Source organism: Streptomyces sp. Pv4-95 (assembly GCF_045782725.1).
Taxonomy (GTDB): Bacteria; Actinomycetota; Actinomycetes; order Streptomycetales; family Streptomycetaceae; genus Streptomyces.
On sequence record NZ_CP127172.1, the window covers coordinates 6,690,611 to 6,709,903 of the forward strand.

The following is a 19,293-nucleotide window of genomic DNA, read 5'->3' on the forward strand; positions in this document are numbered from 1 at the left end:
GAAGCGCAGCGGTACTTGAGCGCCGACCCCATCCGGGGGCGCCGCCGGGCAAGGAGGGCCGCATGACCGTACGGCGAGTAATGGGAATCGAGACGGAGTACGGGATCTCCGTCCCCGGCCACCCGAACGCCAATGCCATGCTCACCTCGTCCCAGGTCGTCAACGCCTACGCGGCGGCGATGCACCGGGCACGACGTGCCCGCTGGGATTTCGAGGAGGAGAATCCGCTGCGGGACGCCCGCGGCTTCGACCTCGCCCGCGAGGCCGCCGATTCCAGTCAGCTCACCGATGAGGACATCGGCCTCGCCAATGTCATCCTCACCAACGGGGCCAGGCTCTACGTCGACCACGCCCACCCCGAATACAGCGCTCCCGAGGTCACCAATCCGCGCGACGCGGTCCTGTGGGACAAGGCCGGCGAGCGGATCATGGCCGAGGCGGCGGAACGCGCAGGTCAGGTGCCCGGCGCCCAGCCCATTCACCTTTACAAGAACAACACCGACAACAAGGGCGCCTCCTACGGGACGCACGAGAACTACCTGATGAAGCGGGAGACCCCGTTCTCGGACATCGTGCGGCACCTGACGCCCTTCTTCGTCTCGCGCCAGGTGGTCACGGGCGCCGGCCGGGTGGGTATCGGCCAGGACGGCCACGAGCACGGCTTCCAGCTCAGCCAGCGCTCGGACTACTTCGAGGTCGAGGTGGGCCTGGAGACGACGCTCAAGCGCCCCATCATCAACACCCGCGACGAACCGCACGCGGACGCGGAGAAGTACCGCCGGCTCCATGTGATCATCGGCGACGCCAACCTTTCCGAGATCTCGACGTATCTGAAGCTGGGCACCACCTCGCTGGTGCTCTCCATGATCGAGGACGGATTCATCGCCGTCGACCTGGCGGTCGACCAGCCCGTCCGTACCCTCCACCAGGTTTCGCACGACCCCACTCTGCAACATCTGATCACTCTCCGCAGCGGCCGCACGCTCACCGCGGTACAGCTCCAGATGGAGTACTTCGAGCTGGCCCGCAAGTACGTCGAGGACCGCTACGGCGCGGACGCGGACGAGCAGACCAAGGACGTCCTGACCAGGTGGGAGGACGTGCTCGGGCGGCTGGAGAACGATCCGATGAGCCTGTCGGGCGAGCTGGACTGGGTCGCCAAGCGGGAGCTGATGGAGGGCTACCGCCGGCGGGACGGCCTGGACTGGGACGCGGCGCGGCTGCACCTCATCGACCTGCAGTACGCCGACGTGCGCCCCGACAAGGGCCTGTACAACCGTCTGGCGGCCCGCGGCAAGATGAAGCGGCTCCTGGACGAGCCCGAGGTGGAACGGGCGCGTATGAAGCCTCCGGAGGACACCAGGGCCTACTTCCGCGGCCGGTGCCTGGAGCAGTACGCCGACGACGTCGCTGCGGCCTCGTGGGATTCGGTCATCTTCGACCTGCCGGGCCGGGACTCCCTGCAACGGGTGCCCACGCTGGAGCCGCTGCGCGGGACCCGGCAGCACGTCAAGGAGCTGCTGGACCGGTGCCGGACGGCCGAGGAACTGGTCCGGGTGCTGTCCGGCCGCTGAGTTCCGGCGTATTCACGGCGGACTCGCGGCGGCCGTACGGCGATCGGCGACCGATCCGCGGCTGAAATGGCCGCGGTGCGGGAATCATCGAGGTGACTCCCGGACGTTGCACCAAGTGCAGGGCCGATGTCACACCCTCCTTGTAGGGTCTGATCTTGAAGGTCACATCGAGCGGGGCGAACCGAGCGGGGTGAGGGATATGGCGACCAAGGACAGCGGCGGCGGGCAGCAGAAGGCCACGCGTTCCACCGAAGAGGTCGAGGAGCAGACGCAGGACGCGGAGGCTTCCGAAGACCTCAAGGAGCGCCAGGAAAAGCTGTCGGACGACGTGGATTCGGTGCTGGACGAAATCGACGACGTTCTGGAAGAAAATGCCGAGGACTTCGTGCGGTCCTTTGTGCAGAAGGGCGGCGAGTAGCCGGTCCGTGGACCGGACGCGGCATCGGCAGTGCTTCCGGGCTTTCCCGGAGCGCTGCCCACCGCGTCCGGTACGCGCCGGCGCTCTCTTCGGGCGGACGGTGCTCCCGCGGCCGCCGCCCGGCCGCCCTGGTGGTGCGTCAACAAAGCGCGTCCGTATCGGCCGTACGGGGTCGCGGCCCCGGTTCCGGAACTCATGTGGATCACGCGCACGAGACGGGTAAGGTCCGAGGCGTACTGTGCTTCAGCTGCAACGCAGCCCTTGGACCAAGTCAAGGATCGGCCGGACGTTGTGAGGCGGGCGGCCGAATATCTGGAAGGAAACGTGTGGAAGCCAACACTCGTAGCACCGGGCGTCTGCCAGCGGCCTTCCTGACGCCTGGATCCTCGTCGTTCATGGACTTCCTCGGTGAGCACTCTCCCGATCTGCTGCCGGGCAACCGCCCGTTGCCGCCCGTGCAGGGTGCCGTCGAGGCGCCGCACGGCACCACCATCGTGGCCGCGTCCTTCCCCGGTGGCGTGGTGCTCGCCGGTGACCGGCGGGCGACGATGGGCAATGTCATCGCGCAGCGCGACATCGAGAAGGTTTTCCCCGCCGACGAGTACTCCGCGGTCGGCATTGCCGGCACCGCCGGTCTGGCCGTCGAGATGGTCAAGCTGTTCCAGCTGGAGCTGGAGCACTTCGAAAAGGTCGAGGGCGCCCAACTCTCCCTCGAAGGCAAGGCGAACCGCCTCTCCACGATGATCCGCGGCAACCTCGGGATGGCCATGCAGGGCCTCGCGGTGGTGCCGCTGTTCGCCGGCTGGGACCTCGACCGCGAGAAGGGCCGCATCTTCTCGTACGACGTCACCGGCGGTCGCTCCGAGGAGCACGGCTTCGCGTCGACGGGCTCCGGCTCCGTCTTCGCCCGCGGGGCCCTCAAGAAGCTCTACCGCGACGACTTCACCGAGAACCAGGCCGCCACGGCCGTCGTCCAGGCGCTCTACGACGCCGCCGACGACGACTCCGCGACCGGCGGGCCCGACATGGCCCGGCGGATCTATCCGATCGTCATGGTGATCACCGAGGACGGCTTCAAGAGGTACGCCGAAGCCGAGGTCTCGGAGATCGCCCGGGCCATTCATGAGCGCCGCCTCGACCAGCCCGACGGCCCGCGCGCCGCGCTGCTCTGACGGGACGGCTGTTCCTCCATGCATGCGCCACTGACAGAGCCATTGACAGAAAGGGACGGATAGCCGGTGTCGACGCCGTTCTATGTCTCACCCCAGCAGGCCATGGCCGATCGGGCCGAATACGCCCGGAAGGGCATCGCGCGCGGTCGCAGCGTCGTGGTGCTGCAGTACACCGACGGCGTGGTCTTCGTCGCCGAGAATCCCTCCCGGGCCCTGCACAAGGTCAGCGAGATCTATGACCGCATCGCCTTCGCGGCGGTCGGCAAGTACAACGAGTTCGAGAACCTGCGGATCGGCGGCGTGCGCTACGCCGACCTGCGGGGCTACACCTACCACCGCGAGGACGTGACCGCACGCGGACTCGCCAACGTCTACGCCCAGACGCTCGGCACGATCTTCTCCAGCGCCGCCGAGAAGCCGTACGAGGTCGAGCTGATCGTCGCCGAGGTGGGCAACGCCGCCGAGGACGATCAGATCTACCGGCTGCCGCACGACGGCTCCATCGTCGACGAGCACGGCTCCGTCGCGGTGGGTGGCAACGCCGACCAGATCAGCACCTACCTCGACCAGCGCCACCGCGACGGTATGACGCTGGGTGAGGCGCTGAAGCTGGCCGTCGATTCGCTCTCGCGCGACAACAACGGCGGCGAGCGCACGCTGACCGCCGAGCAGCTGGAGGTCGCGACGCTGGACCGTACGCGGCCCCAGCAGCGGAAGTTCAAGCGCATCCTGGGCCGGCAGCTCTCCCGCCTGCTCGACGAGAACGGCGCCGCGTCCGCGGGCGGGCCGTCGGACACCGACGAGTCCTCGGACGACGCGGCCGACGCCGCCGACAACGGGGCGGCCGACAAGGGCGGTTCGGGCAAGGGCCCGGACGCCAAGGACGACAAGGGCTCGTCCGGCACGAAGGACTGAGCACGCCATCCGGGCGATGTGCCCGGTATACGCGCCCCGGTGGGTCACAGCCCGCCGGGGCGCGCCGGTGTCCGGGCGCCGCCGGGCGGGCTACGCGCTACGGGCCGTCGGGAGGCGCGGCCGTCGAGCCGCGGGCGATCAGCTGGACCGGCAGCGTGGGCGCCTCGGCCCCCCGGCCGTCCAGAACCGCCATCAGGGCCCGCATCCCCGCCTCGCCGAACTCCTCGGCGGGCAGCCGTACGGTCGTCAGCTCCGGCTCCACCGCGACCGCCAGGGCCAGATCGTCGAAGCCGGTGACGGAGACGTCCTCGGGGACCCGCAGGCCCAGCCGGCGCACGGCCTTGCAGGCTCCCGCGGCGATGATGTCGTCGTCGCAGAGCAGGGCGGTGGGGCGCGGGCCCGCTCCGGTCAGCGCGGCATGCGCGGCCCGCAGCCCGGCGTCGACGCTCAGGGCGGTGGGCTGCCGGCGCAGACGGGTGCCGGGCAGCCCCTCCAGCGCGTCGGCCAGGGCGCGGGCGCGCAGCTCGAAGGTCCAGGAGTCGACGTCCGCCGCGAGATGGGTGATGCGGCGGTGGCCGAGGCCGACCACATGGTTCACCAACTGCCGTACACCGTCGGCGATATCGAGGTTGACCGAGGCGGCCGGGCGGTCGTCGTCCGGGTCGCTGTCCAGCATCACCAGGGGCAGGCCGGCGTCACGCAGCGCGGTGAGCGCGTCCGCGGCCATGGACGAGGCGATGACGCCGTCCAGGGTGGCCGCGGAGGAGTCGAAGGGGTCGCGGGCCGGGCCGATGCCCTCGGGTGACGGATAGAGCACCACACCGAAGCCGTGGTCGGCGGCGATCCGGGCCGCGCCGGTGTAGACACGCGCGAAGAACTCGGTGGTCAGCGCCGGGACCACGAGGAGCACGGTGCGGGTGCGGCCGGTGCGCAGGGTGCGGGCGGCGAGGTTGGGCCGGTAGCCCAGCTCGCGGGCCGCGGTGCGCACCGCCTCCGCCTTGCCGGGGGAGACCCGGCCCCGCCACTTGTCGCCCAGCACGAGGGAGACGGCGGCCTGCGAGACCCCGGCGGCGCGCGCGACGTCCCGGCTGGTGGTGCGCGCACCGGCGGGCGCGACGGCCTTACCGGGCGCCTCACGGCGGGTCGGCGTCGTGGCCTCGTTGCTGGTCACCGGTGCTCTCTCTCCTTGCGTTCGGCCGCGGTGGGCTGGACCCACGGGTTGCCGTCATGGTACGTATGACGCCGCACGTTATACGTAAAACCTCCGGGCCGGCCCGGAGGGAAAGGGGCGGGGATGGCCGCGGGATATGCGGAGCTGCTCAGGACCCGGCATGCGGCCCGGCTCCTGACGGGGACCCTGGTGGGCAGGCTGCCGAACGCCACCGCGCCGCTGGCGGTGGTCCTCTTCGTCCGTGCGGAGGGCGGCAGCTATGCGCTCGCCGGCGTGCTCTCCGCGGTCTACGGCGTCTGCACCGCCATCGGCCAGCCGCTCCTCGGCCGGGCCGTGGACCTGCGCGGGCAGCCGCGGGTGATGCTGCCCGCCGCGGTGCTCTCCGCCCTCGGAATGGCGCTGCTGGCGGCCGTCGGCCTGAAGGTGCTGTGGCTCGCCTACGTCGCCATGGTCATCGCAGGTCTCTTCACCCCGCCCCTGGAGGGCGGTCTGCGAGCGCTGTGGCCGGGCGTCCTCAAGCGTGAGGACCGGGTGCACGCCGCCTACGCACTGGACGCGGTCGCGCAGGAAGTCATGTTCGCCGTGGGCCCGTTGCTGGTGACACTGTGCGTGGCGGCCTGGTCGGAGCGGGCCGCGCTGCTGGTGATCAACCTGATCGGGGTGCTCGGCGCGCTCTCCGTCGTGGTCTCCGAGCCGTCCCGGCAGTGGCGCAGCGAGCCGCGCGAGGCGCACTGGCTGGGCGCTCTGCGCTCGGGCGGGATGCTGGTGCTGATCGGGGCCTTCTTCTTCGTCGGGCTGGCGCTGGGGTCCATCGCGGTCGCGGCGGTGGCGTACGCCGACGAGTACGGCGGGGGCATGATCTCCAGTGCTCTGCTCTCCGCTCTCGGGTTCGGCGCGCTGGTCGGCGGTATCGCCTACGGCGCCCGCGAGTGGCCGGGGCGGCCGGAGAGCCGGCTGCGGCTGCTCATCGCGCTGCTGGCGCTGGGTTACCTGCCGCTGATGCTGGTGCCCGGCGTGGTCGGGATGACGGTGCTGACCGGAGTCGCCGGCGTCTTCCTGGCGCCCGCGCTCGCCTGCGCGTTCGTCGTCGTCGACCGGCACGCTCCCAAGGGGACGGTGACCGAGGCCTTTTCGTGGCTGGTGACGACCTTCGGCGTCGGCTCGGCGGTCGGCGCCTCGGTGGTGGGCCCGGCGGTCGAGGGCGGCGGTTCGGCGGCGGGATTCGCGGTGGCCGGCGCCGGTGGTGTCGCCGCGCTGATGGTGCTTTTGTCGACGAAGCGATTTCTCGGGGATCCCGTGCGGCGCAAGAGCGAAGCGCTCCCGACGGAAAATGATCGAAACGGGGCCGTCGAACCCGGTTTCAGAGCAGGCCGTCAGGCGTAATGTTCAGTCATGGACCGCCGCATTTTCGGGCTGGAGAACGAGTACGGCGTCACGTGCACTTTCAGGGGACAGCGCCGACTGTCACCTGACGAAGTGGCGCGGTACCTCTTCCGCCGTGTTGTGTCATGGGGCCGCAGCAGCAATGTCTTCCTGCGGAACGGCGCCCGCCTGTACCTCGACGTGGGATCGCATCCGGAATACGCAACTCCCGAGTGCGACAACGTGACCGAACTGGTCACCCACGACAAGGCCGGCGAGCGCATTCTCGAGGGCCTGCTCGTCGACGCCGAACGCCGCCTGCACGAGGAGGGAATCGCGGGCGACGTCTATCTCTTCAAGAACAACACCGATTCGGCGGGAAACTCCTACGGCTGCCACGAGAACTATCTCGTCGCCCGCCACGGGGAGTTCTCCCGGCTCGCGGACATCCTCATCCCCTTCCTCGTCACCCGTCAGCTGCTGTGCGGCGCGGGCAAGGTGCTCCAGACTCCGCGGGGCGCCGTCTACTGCGTCAGTCAGCGCGCCGAGCACATCTGGGAGGGAGTCTCCTCCGCGACGACCCGCTCCCGTCCGATCATCAACACCCGCGACGAGCCGCATGCCGACGCCGAGCGCTATCGCCGTCTGCATGTCATCGTCGGTGACTCCAACATGTCCGAGACGACCATGCTGCTCAAGGTCGGTGCCACCGATCTCGTGCTGCGCATGATCGAGGCGGGCACGGTCATGCGCGATCTGACGCTGGAGAACCCCATCAGGGCGATCCGTGAGGTCAGCCATGACATCACCGGACAGCGCAAGGTGCGCCTGGCCAGTGGCCGCGAGGCCTCCGCCCTGGAGGTCCAGCAGGAGTACTACGAGAAGGCCGTGGACTTCTGCGAGCGCCGCGGAATCCGTACGGGCACCGTCGAGCGGGTTCTGGAGCTGTGGGGCCGCACTCTCGAGGCGATCCGGGACGAGGATCTCGACCGGATCTCCACCGAGATCGACTGGGTGATGAAACATCAGCTCATCGAGCGGTACCGCGCGAAGAACAACATCACCATGTCGCATCCGCGAGTGGCGCAGATAGACCTCGCCTATCACGACATCCATCGCCGCAGGGGGCTCTATTACCTCCTGGAGCGCAAGGGGCAAGCCGCCAGGATCTGCAACGACTTGAAGATCTTCGAAGGCAAGTCGGTGCCGCCGCAGACCACGCGCGCGCGGCTGCGGGGCGACTTCATTCGGCGTGCTCAGGAGCAGCGCCGGGATTTCACCGTCGACTGGGTGCACCTCAAGCTCAATGACCAGGCACAGCGCACGGTCCTGTGCAAGGACCCGTTCCGGTCGGTGGACGACAGAGTGGAGAAGCTCATCGCGGGGATGTGACCGCCGCGTACACAGCTATGTGCCGGGAGTGATTGCTCCCGGCACATTGCTGTGTTGCGCCGGGAAACGCCTCGGGGGACAGGTCGTAGAGTGGCGGGCATTGCCCCATCACCCCACGAGCCCGAGTTGGACTGATGAACCTCACGAAGAACACCCGTCGCGCTGCTGCCGCAGCGCTGACCGTGCCCATCCTGCTGTTCACCGCCGCGTGCGGGTCCGACGACGGCAAGGGCGCGTCCGATGACGCCGTTGTCAAGGTGACGGGCGCGGCGGGCGCCAAGCCCAAGATCAGCGTGCCCAAGGACGCCAAGCCCGCCGACAAGGCCGTCACCAAGACGCTCGTCGAGGGCAAGGGCGAGGTCGTCAAGAAGGGCGATCTCGTCCGGCTGGACTTCGCCGCGCAGTCGATGAAGGGCCAGAACCTCGGCAGCAGCTGGACGCCGCAGCCCGGGACCAAGCCCGGCGCGCCGCGTACCCAGGTCGTCAGCGAGGTCACCGACCAGATGACCCAGCAGATGCTCCCGCCGAAGGTGATGAGCGAGGTGGCCGGGCACAAGGTCGGCAGCCGGTTCGAGGTCGAGGGCACCGCGAAGGCGCTGATCGGCGAGGGCCTGAACCCGCAGTCGGGCATCAAGCCCGAGGACGGCCTGGTGTGGGTCGTCGACGTGGTCGGCGCCAAGAAGGTGGACAAGAAGACCAAGGCCGAGGGCGAGCAGGCGGCGCCCGAGGACGGGCTGCCCGAGGTGAAGGCGGAGGGGGAGAAGGCCGCGACCATCACCGTCCCCAAGGGTGAGAAGGCGCCGACCGGCCTGAAGGACCAGGTCCTGATCAAGGGCAAGGGTCCCAAGGTGAAGGCGGGCGACGGGCTGATCGCCCAGTACACCGGTGTGAAGTGGGAGGACGGCAAGAAGTTCGACTCCTCCTGGGACCACGGTGGCGCGACCGCCTTCCAGATCGGCACCGGCCAGGTCGTCCAGGGCTGGGACAAGGCTCTGGTCGGCAAGCACGTCGGTGACCGGGTGGAGATCGTGATCCCGCCGAAGCTGGGCTACGGCGCGAGCCCGCAGCACGAGCTCGCGAAGAACACCCTGGTCTTCTCGGTCGACATCGTGGGCACGGTCTGATCGTTCGTCTCCCGACCGGCAACACGGAACGGCCGCCAAGATCTGCGAGACTGGCGCCGTAATCGTAAAGATTCGTAAGTAGGAGCACATTCGTGAGCATCGACAAGCCCGAGATCGACTTTCCTGAGGGCCCGGCTCCCACCGAGCTCGAGATCGTGGACCTGAAGGAGGGTGACGGGCCGGTCGCCAAGGCCGGGGACACCGTCTCCGTCCACTACGTCGGCGTTGCGTTCAGCACCGGCGAGGAGTTCGACGCGAGCTGGAACCGCGGCACCCCGCTGCAGTTCCAGCTGGGCGCCGGCCAGGTCATCGCCGGCTGGGACCAGGGCGTGCAGGGCATGAAGGTCGGCGGCCGTCGCCGGCTGACCATCCCCTCGCACCTCGCCTACGGTGAGCGCGGCGCCGGCGGTGGCCGGATCGCCCCGGGCGAGACGCTGATCTTCGTCTGCGACCTGGTCTCCGTCTGAGACCACGGCTGACGACAGCACCGAGGGCCCATGCCGACCGGCATGGGCCCTCAGCTTTGCCCTGGGCACCCTGAGCGGTACGGTCAACGGTCGGGAGTTCAACGAGAAAGGGCGTCGATGGCGATTGCCAAGGCCGAGCGGCTGATGAACCTGGCGCTGTGTCTGCTGGGGACCCGTCGCCCGCTGACCAAGCGCGAACTCAGGTCGTCCATCGAGGCCTACATCGAGGCGGGCAGCGACGACTCCTTCAACCGCATGTTCGAGCGGGACAAGGACGATCTGCGTGAGCTGGGCCTGGTGATCGAAACCGTCGACGGCATCGACGCGGACGTCGGCTACCTCGCCCGCCGGGACAGCAACCGCCTCCCCCCGATCACGCTCGACGCCGAGGAGGCCGCCGCCCTGGGGCTGGCCGCCAAGATCTGGCAGCAGGCGCGTCTCGCGGGTGCGGCCAGTGGCGCGTTGCAGAAGCTGCGGGCGGCCGGGATGCCGCTCGCCTCGGACGAGGACTTCGACGCCGGCCAGCCGCACAGCGCCCTCGAACCGCGCATCCCGGCCCACGAGGCCGCCTTCGAGCCGCTGATGCTGGCCTGCCGCGACCGCCGGCCGGTGCTCTTCGACTACCGCAAGTCCAACGCCGCCCGCCCCGAGCAGCGGCAGGTCGAGCCGTGGATCCTGGAGTGCTGGCGCGGCCACTGGTACGTCGCCGGCTGGGACCGCGAGCGCAAGGCCGAGCGGGTCTTCCGGCTCTCCCGGATCACCGGCAAGGTCCGCTCCCGGCAAGGGGCGTTCACCGCTCCGGTGCCCGATCACGTCACCGTCCGCGAGACGGTGGAGAGCTGGGCGGGCGAGACCGCCACCGGGACGGCCAGGATCAAGCTCCGCGCCGAGCACGGCTATCCGCTGCGCGCCCGCGCGCTCACCGTGCGGGAGCTGGGTGACGGCTGGGACGAGCTGGAGATCCCCAACGGCCACGGACTCGACGCCTGGCTCGTGGAGTTCGGGCCCGATGTGGTGGTGCTGGAACCCGCGGAACTGCGGGCCGATGTCGTGGACCGGCTGCGTGCCGTGGCCAAGGGCTGAGAGGGACACGAGAACCCATGGCGACGAACGCGATCGACCAGACCCGCCGGATGCTGTCCCTGGTGACCTACCTGCGCGAGCGCCCGGGTGCGCGCGTCGGGGACGTCGCCCGCGCCTTCGGCATCACCGAGGACGAGCTGATCGCCGACCTCGACGTACTGCCGATGTGCGGTACGAGCTTCCGCGGCGGCGACCTCCTGGACATCGACACCGACGGCGACCGCATCTGGTGGCACAACCCCGACGACGTCGCGGAACCGCTGCGGCTGGCCGCCGACGAGGCGACCGCGCTGCTGGTCGCGGCCCGCGCCGTGGCCACCCTCCCCGGGCTGCGGGAGGGCGACCGCCAGGCGCTGCTGCGCGCCACCGCGAAGCTGGAGGCGGCGGCCGGCGAGGCGGCCGGTGCCAGCGCCCGGCTCTCGGTGACCTTCGAGTCCGAGGGCGGCGTCTTCGCCGACGTGGACCGCGCCATCGCCGAACGGCGCCGGCTGTGGCTGCGCTACTACTCCCCGGCGCGTGACGAGCTGACCGAGCGGGAGGTGGACCCGATCCGCCTGTTCGCCGTCGGCCACACCTACGTCGAGGCGTGGTGCCGCCTCTCGGAGGCCCGGCGGACCTTCCGGCTCGACCGCGTGGCCGAGATCAAGCTGCTGGACGCGCCCTCCGACCCGCCGCCGGTCGAACTGCGGGACCTCTCGGAGGGCCTGGTGCAGCCCGCGGCCGAGGACCCCGAGGTGTCCATCGAGGTCGGACCGGGCGGCCGCTGGGTCGCGGAGTACTACCCGCACGACAGCGCCGAGGAGCTTCCCGACGGCGGCCTGCGCATCACCCTGCGTACCCCCGACCCCGCCTCGCTGCGCCGGCTCGCGCTGCGGCTGGGCGGTGACGGCCGCATCGTCTCCCCGCAGGCACTCGCGGACAGCGCGCGGCAGGCCGCAGGGCAAGCCCTCGCGGCGTACGGCGAGTGAGCGCGGTCCAGTAAGCCCGTGAAGGAGGAGGCAGAAGGATGACGACGACGATGGCGACCACCCTGGCGACCACGACCGCTCCGGTGCTCTTCAAGGCGGCCTGCCCGGACTGCCGGGGCCATTTCGAACTGGCCTCGGAGGCGTTCCGGCTGGCCATCGGCGCCAGCCGACGCACCACCTTCTACTCCTTCACCTGCCCCGACTGTGGCCGCGCGGTGCGCAGGCCGGCCGGTGAGCGGATCATCGAGCTGCTCACCGGCGGCGGGGTCCGCACACTGCGGCTGCACTCCGGCTGACGGCTCCGCCCGCCACGGGCCGGCCGAGGTCGCCCGGCCCGTGGGAGACCGCCCGACTCCCGCCGCCTGCCCGTTAGGCTCGCCCCATGCTCTGGCCCATGATCGCTATCGCCCTCGGCTTCCTCGGCATCGCCGTGCTCGGCGTGCTGGCCGTGCGCGTCTTCGTCGAAGTGCGCCGGCTGGCCCGTCAGGTCGGTACGGCGTCCGACCGGATCCAGCGGGCCGCCGAGGATCTTGAGCGCGCGGCGACGCCGCTCGCGTCCCAGGCGCACCAGGCCGGCAGGCGGTAGTAACGGCGGACCCCTGATGCGCCCGTGATCCGGGAGGTACGCTGCAACGGCCCGGACCGCACGGCAGGGGAGGCAATCCGACGTATGCAAGGGGATTGCCCAGCGTTAACGACCGAACGTTACGATCGAGGTAGCACCAGGACGCCAGTCCGACCCCATCGGCAGGCACCACAGCAGACGCCGCCCCGGCGAGAAGGTAGTCGCACATGTTCAGCAACCTGAGGGCCCCCGAGATCATTCTGATTCTCGTCATCATTGTGCTGCTGTTCGGCGCGAAGAAGCTCCCGGACATGGCGCGTTCCCTCGGCAAGTCCGCCCGCATCCTCAAGAGCGAGGCCAAGGCGATGAAGAAGGAAGGCGAGGCGGAGGGCGGCGCCGCGTCCGAAGCTCCTGCCGACGCCGCGCAGCAGGCTCCTCGTACGATTCAGGCAGCTCCCGGAGATGTGAGCAGCTCGCGCCCGGTGGCCGAGCCGAACCGCACCAACCAGAGCTGAAGCCGACCCGATCCCGTCGCTCCGACCCGGTCGGGGCGGCTGATGTACGAGACGAGGAAGTGGGTTGCTCAAGTCTGCCCGCAAGCAGGAGAAGGACCCCGAGGGGCGGATGCCGCTCGCGGCGCATCTGCGTGAGTTGCGCAACCGGCTGCTGAAATCGGTGCTCGCGATCGGTGTGGTCACCGTCATCGCGATGTGGCAGTACGAACCCCTCGCGCACTTCATCACGGGTCCCGTCATCGACGCGGTCGGCTGCCCGAAGGGCGGCGCCACCGCCGGTGGCCGCGCGCATCCGTGCGCCGAGATCACCGCCAACGGTCTGCTGGCACCGTTCACGATCCTGCTCAAGCTCTCCCTCACCACCGGCGTGGTCGCCGCCAGCCCGGTCTGGCTCTACCAGCTCTGGGCCTTCCTCGCCCCGGGCCTGCACCGGCACGAGAAGAAGTACGCGCTGGCCTTCGTCGGCGCCGGCGTGCCGCTCTTCCTCGGTGGCGCCTACCTCGCCTACGCCGTGCTGCCCACCACGGCCGGCGCGCTGGTCGGACTGACCCCCAGTGACTGGGCCAACCTCTTCCCGGCCGATGAGTTCCTCGACATCGTCACGCGCATGGTCGTCGTCTTCGGCGTCGCGTTCGAGCTGCCGCTGCTCCTGGTGCTGCTGAACTTCGGCGGTGTGCTCACCGGACAACGGATCATGAGCTGGTGGCGGTTCATGGTGCTGGGCATCACGGTCTTCGCCGCGCTCGCCACCCCCACCGGTGACCCGCTCACGATGGGGCTGCTGGCCGCGCCGATCGTGGTGCTGTACTTCGGCGCCGCCGGCATCTGCCTGATCAACGACCGCCGCCGCAAGCGCGCCGACCCGGACGCGGAGCTGGCCGACGACGAGGCCTCCGAGCTGGACCTCACACCGGCCGGTGTCGAGGAGATCGAGCCCGTCGCCTCCAGCCGGATGCTCCCCGAGCAGGCGAGCGGCGGTGCCGACGCGCCGACCCGCCGCGGCTACGACGACGTGACCTGATCGCGATGGCTCCGCCCGGCCTCCGGCCGTGGCGGACGCCCTGCCGCCGCTGACGGCCCCCGCCTCCAGGAGGCGGGGGCCGTTCGCTCGCCCGGTGCCGCGGCGTCGGGTTATGGTCCGCGCGTGACCTGCGACATCACTCTCTTCGTCAACCCGCGGGCGGGGCGCGGCCGGGGCGCACGGGAGACCCAACCGGCTGCCACGACCCTGCGGGAAGCGGGCTTCTCCGTGCGTACGGTGCTCGGCGAGGACGCGGCGGACGCGCTGCGCCGGGCCCGCGCCGCAGTGGCCGAGGGCACCGGAGCGCTCGTCGCGGTCGGCGGTGACGGGCTGGTCTCGCTCGCGCTTCAGGCGGTGGCCGGAACCGGCACCCCACTGGGCGTGGTGGCAGTGGGGACCGGCAACGACTTCGCCCGCGCCACCGGCCTGCCGGTGCGCGCTCCGGCCGCCGCGGCCACCCGGATCGCCCGCTCGCTCAAGGGGGACGGGGGCCTGCCCATCGACCTCGGGCGGGTCGGGGACACGTTCTTCGGGACGGTGTTGGCCTCCGGCTTCGACTCGCGGGTCAACGACCGCGCCAACCGGATGCGGGTGCCGCGCGGGCGGCTCACCTACGACCTGGCGCTCCTCGCCGAGCTCGCGGCGCTGCGCCCGATCCCGTACCGGATCCGGCTGGACGACGGGCCCGTGCGCGAGGTCGAGGCGACGCTGGTCGCGGTGGGCAACGGCAGTTCGTACGGCGGCGGGATGCGGATCTGCGCGGAGGCGAGGCTGGACGACGGGCTCCTGGACGTCACCGTGGTCGGCGCCTGTGGACGCGGGGAGCTGCTGAGGGTCTTTCCGCGCGTCTACCGGGGAGCGCACCTGACCCACCCCAAGGTCTCGGTGCACCGTGCGGCGCGGGTCACGCTGGAGGCGGCGGGGGTGACCGGCTATGCGGACGGGGAGCCGCTGGGGCCGCTGCCGCTGACCGCGCGGTCCGTACCGGGAGCCGTCCGGCTGCTGGGTGCCGGGGACCGGTAGCGGCAGGACCGGCGTAGCGCGGACGCCGCGCGGTGGGCCGACGGGGCCCCGGGCATTGCCTCCGTAAAGATCGGGTCGTTGTCAGAGGTGGCCGGTAGGCTCGTAAGCACGATGACCGAGGACATGTCCCCTGCTGAGCGCTATGCCGCCGCCAAGCTCAGGGCGGCCGAGCAGGCCACCGCACTCGCCCCTTTCCGTGACATGTACGACTTCGATCTGGATGAGTTCCAGGTCGAGGCGTGCAAGGCCCTGGAGGCCGGCAAGGGTGTGCTGGTCGCGGCCCCCACCGGATCCGGTAAGACGATCGTCGGCGAATTCGCCGTCCACCTGGCCCTGGAGCAGGGCCGAAAATGCTTCTACACCACGCCCATCAAGGCCCTGTCCAACCAGAAGTTCCAGGATCTGGTCCGCCGCTACGGCGCCGACAAGGTCGGCCTGCTGACGGGCGACAACAGCGTCAACTCCGAGGCGCCGGTGGTCGTGATGACCACCGAGGTGCTGCGGAACATGCTCTACTCCGGCTCCCGGTCGCTGGTCGGCCTCGGCTATGTGGTCATGGACGAGGTGCACTACCTCTCCGACCGCTTCCGCGGCGCCGTCTGGGAAGAGGTGATCATCCATCTCCCGGAGTCGGTGACCCTGGTGTCGCTGTCGGCCACCGTCTCCAATGCCGAGGAGTTCGGTGACTGGCTGGACACCGTCCGTGGCGACACCGAGGTGATCGTCTCCGAGCACCGCCCGGTGCCGCTGTGGCAGCACGTCCTCGCGGGCCGGCGGATGTACGACCTGTTCGAGGAGCGGAGCCAGGGCGGTGGGGGCCGGCGAGAGGTCAACCCCGACCTGGAGCGGCTGGCCCGGATGGAGAACAGCCGGCCCACCTTCGGCCGTGACAAGCGCCGCGGGCGCAACATGCGCGAGGCGGACCGCGAGCGGGAGCGCCGCCAGCGCAGCCGGATCTGGACACCGAGCCGGCCCGAGGTGATCGACCGGCTCGACAACGAGGGTCTGCTGCCCGCCATCACCTTCATCTTCAGCCGCGCCGCCTGCGAGGCGGCCGTCCAGCAGTGCCTCCACTCGGGCCTGCGGCTCAACGACCAGGAGGGCCGCGAGAAGGTCCGCCGCATCGTGGAGGCACGGACGGCCGGCATCCCGGACGACGACCTCCATGTGCTCGGCTACTTCGAGTGGCTGGAGGGCCTGGAGCGGGGCATCGCCGCCCACCACGCCGGCATGCTGCCGACCTTCAAGGAGGTCGTCGAGGAGCTGTTCGTGCAGGGCCTGGTCAAGGCCGTCTTCGCCACCGAGACGCTGGCCCTGGGCATCAACATGCCCGCGCGGTCGGTGGTGCTGGAGAAGCTCGTCAAGTGGAACGGCGAGCAGCACGCCGACATCACCCCCGGCGAGTACACCCAGCTCACCGGCCGGGCCGGACGCCGGGGCATCGACGTCGAGGGCCACGCCGTGGTCCTGTGGCAGCGCGGCATGGACCCGGGCGCGCTGGCCGGCCTGGCCGGCACCCGCACCTATCCGCTGCGCTCCTCCTTCAAGCCGTCGTACAACATGGCGGTCAACCTCGTCTCGCAGTTCGGCAGGCACCGTTCGCGGGAGCTGCTGGAGATGTCCTTCGCGCAGTTCCAGGCCGACAAGTCGGTGGTCGGGATCTCGCGCCAGGTGCAGAAGAACGAGGAGGGGCTGGGTGGTTACCGCTCCTCGATGACCTGCCACCTCGGGGACTTCGAGGAATACTCCCGGCTGCGCCGTGAGTTGAAGGACCGTGAGACGGAGCTGGCCAAGCAGGGCGCCGCACAGCGGCGGGTCGCGGCCGCCGCGGCCCTGGAGAAGCTCAAGCCCGGCGACATCATCCACGTCCCGACCGGCAAGTACGCCGGTCTCGCGCTGGTGCTGGACCCGGGGATGTCTTCGGGGCGGACGAACGGCCACCGCGGCTTCGAGGCGCAGGACGGCCCGCGGCCGCTGGTGCTGACCGCCGAGCGGCAGGTCAAGCGACTGGCGTCGATGGATTTCCCGGTGCCCGTCTCGGCGTTGGACCGGATGCGGATCCCCAAGTCCTTCAACGCCCGCAGCCCGCAGTCGCGTCGCGACCTGGCGTCCGCGCTGCGCACCAAGGCCGGTCATGTGGTGCCCTCACGGCACCGCAAGCCGCGTGCCGAGGCCGCCGACGACCGGGAGATCTCCCGGCTGCGCACGGAGATCCGCGCCCACCCCTGCCACGGCTGCGACGAGCGGGAGGACCACGCCCGTTGGGCCGAGCGCTATCACCGGCTGCTGCGGGACACCCGCCAGTTGGAGCGCAGGATCGAGGGGCGGACGAACACCATCGCGCGCACCTTCGACCGGATCTGCGCGCTGCTGACCGAGCTGGACTACCTCGAAGGCGACACCGTCACCGACGAGGGCCGTCGGCTGGCCCGGCTTTACGGCGAGCTGGACCTGCTGGCGAGCGAATGTCTGCGCGACGGTGTCTGGGAGGGGCTCGGCCCGGCGGAACTGGCGGCCTGCGCCTCGGCGCTGGTCTACGAGTCGCGCCAGGCGGACGACGCGGTGGCGCCCAAGCTGCCGGCCGGCCGGGCCCGCGACGCGCTGGCGGAGACGGTGCGCATCTGGGGGCGGCTGGATGCCCTGGAAGAGGACCACAAGATCAATCAGGCGGAGGGGGTCGGCCAGCGCGAACCGGACCTCGGCTTCGCCTGGGCCGCGTACCGCTGGGCATCCGGCTTCGGCCTCGACGACGTCCTCCGGGAGGCGGACATGCCGGCCGGTGACTTCGTCCGCTGGTGCAAGCAACTGATCGATGTCCTCGGGCAGATCGCGGCGGCGGCCCCGCCCGGTGGCTCGGTGGCGCGCACCGCCCGCAAGGCGGTGGACGGCGTGCTGCGCGGCGTCGTGGCGTATTCGTCGGTGGGCTGAGGAACACCGGACCCATCGAGGGCGCCCGCTTTCCGAATGAGGGAGGCGGGCGCCCTCGCTGTTTCCCTACGAAGCGCGCTGTGCCACGGCCCCGTCGGTGGCCCGGCCGGCGCTCCCGTCGGCGCTGCGGGCGGCGTCCCGTGCCGCGTCCCGCTTGGCGACCTCCTCGCGGACGAGCGGGATGACATGACGGCCGAAGTCGATCGCGTCGTCGAGCAGGTCGTAGCCACGGGCCGAGAGGATGTCCACGCCCAGGTCGTAGTAGTCCAGCAGGGCCTGCGCGACCGTCTCCGGGGTGCCGACCAGGGCGGTGGAGTTCCCCGCCCCACCGGTCTCGGCGGCGGTCGGCGTCCACAGCGCCCGGTCGTGGCGCTCGCCCTCCGCGGCCACCGCGAGCAGCCGCTGGGATCCGGCGTTCTGCGGTGCCGTCAGGGGGTGCCGGCGGCTGAGCGGCCCGCCGGCCTTGCGTGTCCTGATGCGCTCCAGGGTGCGGTGGGCCTTCTCCCAGGCCAGTTCCTCGGTGGGCGCGATGATCGGCCGGAAGGCGACCTGGATCCTGGGGGTGCCGCTGCGGCCGGCGGCCTGCGCGGCGGCCTTGACCGAGGCGATCTGCTCGGCGGTCTGCGCCAGCGGCTCGCCCCACAGGCAGTAGATGTCCGCCTCGGCGCCGCCGACCGCGTATGCCGCGGGAGAGGAGCCGCCGAACGACACCTGCGGGTGCGGTTGCCGGACGGGGAAGGTGTCGGAGACGAAGTCGTGGAAGCGGTAGTGCGTGCCCTCGTGGTCGAAGGGCTCGTGGGTGGTCCAGATCTTCTTGACGATGCGGAGGTATTCGCGGGTGCGGTCGTAGCGCTCGTCCTTGGTGAGGGCGTCGCCCTCGCGGCGCTGCTCGTGGTCGTTGCCGCCGGTGATGAAGTGCACCGCCAGCCTGCCGTCGCTGATGTGGTCCAGCGTCGCGAAGGTCTTCGCCGCGAAGGTCGGATACGAGACGTTGGGGCGGTGCGCCACCAGCAGTTGCAGGGTCTCGGTACGCGCGGCGATGTAGGCGGCGGCCGGGGACGGGTCGGGGGAGCCGGAGCCGTAGGCGAACAGCACCCGGTCCCAGCCGTGGTCCTGGTGGGCGCGGGCCAGAGCGAGCGTGTAGTCCTTGTCGAAGGACGCGCCGGAGCGCGGGGTGACTTCGGAACCGTCGTTGGTCGCGGCGATGCCGAGGAACTCGACAGGCATGGGTAGGGCCTCGTCTTCTCGTAGGTCGGGCAGGCGTACGTGAGCGCCGTACGGGGCGGGTGGTGCGCTACGGAGAAGTCAGCGGCAACAGGAAGCCGACCACACTCGACCGAAGTCGATGTGGTCGCGGGTGACCAGCCGCTGCTGAGGAGGCATGGGGTCAGTGGAACAGGAGCCGGCGGCCCCGTCAACCAAGTCCTGGTGAGCAGTGGCGGGTTCGGGTCGAAGAGCGTGCCGGGACGGGGTGTACGGGCCGGGGCCGGCGGTGCACGATCTCCGTATGAGGGAGACGGGCGAGGGAGCGCACGGTGATCTGCCGGCCGTACGAGGTGAGCGGGAGGGCGCGAGGGCGGAGCCGGCGGGCGGGG

General features: G+C 70.6%; 18 protein-coding genes and 1 pseudogene. 17 read left to right on the forward strand and 2 right to left on the reverse strand.

Translation table 11 applies throughout. The features are described from left to right. Nucleotides 1–62 precede the first annotated feature (62 nt). The 5 genes and pseudogenes from dop to prcA all read left to right on the forward strand — a co-directional run bounded on the left by dop (nucleotide 63) and on the right by prcA (nucleotide 4,079). The gene (gene dop / locus QOM21_RS29265) at nucleotides 63–1,574 is read left to right on the forward strand and encodes a depupylase/deamidase Dop (protein ID WP_393894350.1); all 1,512 of its coding nucleotides are present in this window, start codon (nucleotides 63–65) and stop codon (nucleotides 1,572–1,574) included. 199 nt (nucleotides 1,575–1,773) lie between these two features. Next, nucleotides 1,774–1,992 carry a ubiquitin-like protein Pup gene (locus QOM21_RS29270; RefSeq protein ID WP_393894349.1) on the forward strand — a complete coding sequence of 73 codons (219 nt, stop codon included), beginning with the start codon at nucleotides 1,774–1,776 and terminating at the stop codon, nucleotides 1,990–1,992. Between the two features lie 194 nt (nucleotides 1,993–2,186). Continuing rightward, nucleotides 2,187–2,367, forward strand: a pseudogene (locus tag QOM21_RS29275) (endonuclease domain-containing protein); the annotation flags it as partial. Continuing rightward, nucleotides 2,319–3,164: a proteasome subunit beta gene (gene prcB, locus QOM21_RS29280; RefSeq protein ID WP_407554004.1), complete on the forward strand. Its 846-nt coding sequence runs from the start codon at nucleotides 2,319–2,321 to the stop codon at nucleotides 3,162–3,164. The pseudogene QOM21_RS29275 and the gene prcB, both read left to right, overlap by 49 nt. Before the next feature lie 66 nt (nucleotides 3,165–3,230). Next, nucleotides 3,231–4,079, forward strand: coding sequence for a proteasome subunit alpha (gene prcA, locus QOM21_RS29285; RefSeq protein ID WP_407554006.1), 849 nt, complete (start codon nucleotides 3,231–3,233; stop codon nucleotides 4,077–4,079). A 97-nt stretch (nucleotides 4,080–4,176) separates the two neighbouring features. Here the strand turns inward: prcA and QOM21_RS29290 are convergent, their stop codons facing one another. Continuing rightward, nucleotides 4,177–5,250, reverse strand: coding sequence for a LacI family DNA-binding transcriptional regulator (locus tag QOM21_RS29290; RefSeq protein WP_407554007.1), 1,074 nt, complete (start codon nucleotides 5,248–5,250; stop codon nucleotides 4,177–4,179). Between the two features lie 123 nt (nucleotides 5,251–5,373). Here QOM21_RS29290 and QOM21_RS29295 point away from each other — a divergent pair, with 123 nt between their 5' ends. From QOM21_RS29295 to QOM21_RS29350, 12 genes are all read left to right on the forward strand, one after another. Further along, nucleotides 5,374–6,633: an MFS transporter gene (locus tag QOM21_RS29295; RefSeq protein WP_407554009.1), complete on the forward strand. Its 1,260-nt coding sequence runs from the start codon at nucleotides 5,374–5,376 to the stop codon at nucleotides 6,631–6,633. Between the two features lie 9 nt (nucleotides 6,634–6,642). Beyond that, nucleotides 6,643–8,004 carry a Pup--protein ligase gene (pafA, locus tag QOM21_RS29300; protein WP_398557605.1) on the forward strand — a complete coding sequence of 454 codons (1,362 nt, stop codon included), beginning with the start codon at nucleotides 6,643–6,645 and terminating at the stop codon, nucleotides 8,002–8,004. A 134-nt stretch (nucleotides 8,005–8,138) separates the two neighbouring features. Beyond that, complete coding sequence (locus tag QOM21_RS29305) at nucleotides 8,139–9,128, forward strand: FKBP-type peptidyl-prolyl cis-trans isomerase (RefSeq protein ID WP_407554010.1); 990 nt, start codon at nucleotides 8,139–8,141, stop codon at nucleotides 9,126–9,128. A 92-nt stretch (nucleotides 9,129–9,220) separates the two neighbouring features. Beyond that, nucleotides 9,221–9,595 (forward strand): FKBP-type peptidyl-prolyl cis-trans isomerase, encoded by a 375-nt coding sequence (locus QOM21_RS29310; RefSeq protein WP_393894342.1) that lies wholly within the window; start codon nucleotides 9,221–9,223, stop codon nucleotides 9,593–9,595. A 117-nt stretch (nucleotides 9,596–9,712) separates the two neighbouring features. Continuing rightward, nucleotides 9,713–10,678 carry a helix-turn-helix transcriptional regulator gene (locus QOM21_RS29315; protein ID WP_407554012.1) on the forward strand — a complete coding sequence of 322 codons (966 nt, stop codon included), beginning with the start codon at nucleotides 9,713–9,715 and terminating at the stop codon, nucleotides 10,676–10,678. Nucleotides 10,679–10,695: 17 nt separating this feature from the next. After that, on the forward strand, nucleotides 10,696–11,646 hold the full coding sequence (locus tag QOM21_RS29320) for a helix-turn-helix transcriptional regulator (protein ID WP_407554014.1): 951 nt from the start codon (nucleotides 10,696–10,698) through the stop codon (nucleotides 11,644–11,646). 38 nt (nucleotides 11,647–11,684) lie between these two features. After that, the gene (locus tag QOM21_RS29325) at nucleotides 11,685–11,942 is read left to right on the forward strand and encodes a hypothetical protein (RefSeq protein WP_407554016.1); all 258 of its coding nucleotides are present in this window, start codon (nucleotides 11,685–11,687) and stop codon (nucleotides 11,940–11,942) included. 86 nt (nucleotides 11,943–12,028) lie between these two features. Continuing rightward, nucleotides 12,029–12,232: a hypothetical protein gene (locus QOM21_RS29330; protein WP_407554017.1), complete on the forward strand. Its 204-nt coding sequence runs from the start codon at nucleotides 12,029–12,031 to the stop codon at nucleotides 12,230–12,232. A gap of 206 nt (nucleotides 12,233–12,438) precedes the next feature. After that, a complete protein-coding gene (gene tatA / locus QOM21_RS29335; protein ID WP_393894337.1) occupies nucleotides 12,439–12,726 on the forward strand; it encodes a Sec-independent protein translocase subunit TatA in 288 nt (95 codons plus the stop codon). A gap of 64 nt (nucleotides 12,727–12,790) precedes the next feature. Further along, nucleotides 12,791–13,747 carry a twin-arginine translocase subunit TatC gene (gene tatC / locus QOM21_RS29340; RefSeq protein ID WP_407554019.1) on the forward strand — a complete coding sequence of 319 codons (957 nt, stop codon included), beginning with the start codon at nucleotides 12,791–12,793 and terminating at the stop codon, nucleotides 13,745–13,747. A gap of 123 nt (nucleotides 13,748–13,870) precedes the next feature. Continuing rightward, on the forward strand, nucleotides 13,871–14,770 hold the full coding sequence (locus QOM21_RS29345) for a diacylglycerol kinase (RefSeq protein ID WP_407554020.1): 900 nt from the start codon (nucleotides 13,871–13,873) through the stop codon (nucleotides 14,768–14,770). 111 nt (nucleotides 14,771–14,881) lie between these two features. Continuing rightward, nucleotides 14,882–17,698: a DEAD/DEAH box helicase gene (locus QOM21_RS29350; RefSeq protein ID WP_407554022.1), complete on the forward strand. Its 2,817-nt coding sequence runs from the start codon at nucleotides 14,882–14,884 to the stop codon at nucleotides 17,696–17,698. 66 nt (nucleotides 17,699–17,764) lie between these two features. On the opposite strand, the gene QOM21_RS29355 is transcribed toward QOM21_RS29350, so the two are convergent. Beyond that, the gene (locus tag QOM21_RS29355; RefSeq protein WP_407554023.1) at nucleotides 17,765–18,925 is read right to left on the reverse strand and encodes an LLM class flavin-dependent oxidoreductase; all 1,161 of its coding nucleotides are present in this window, start codon (nucleotides 18,923–18,925) and stop codon (nucleotides 17,765–17,767) included. Nucleotides 18,926–19,293 lie beyond the last annotated feature (368 nt).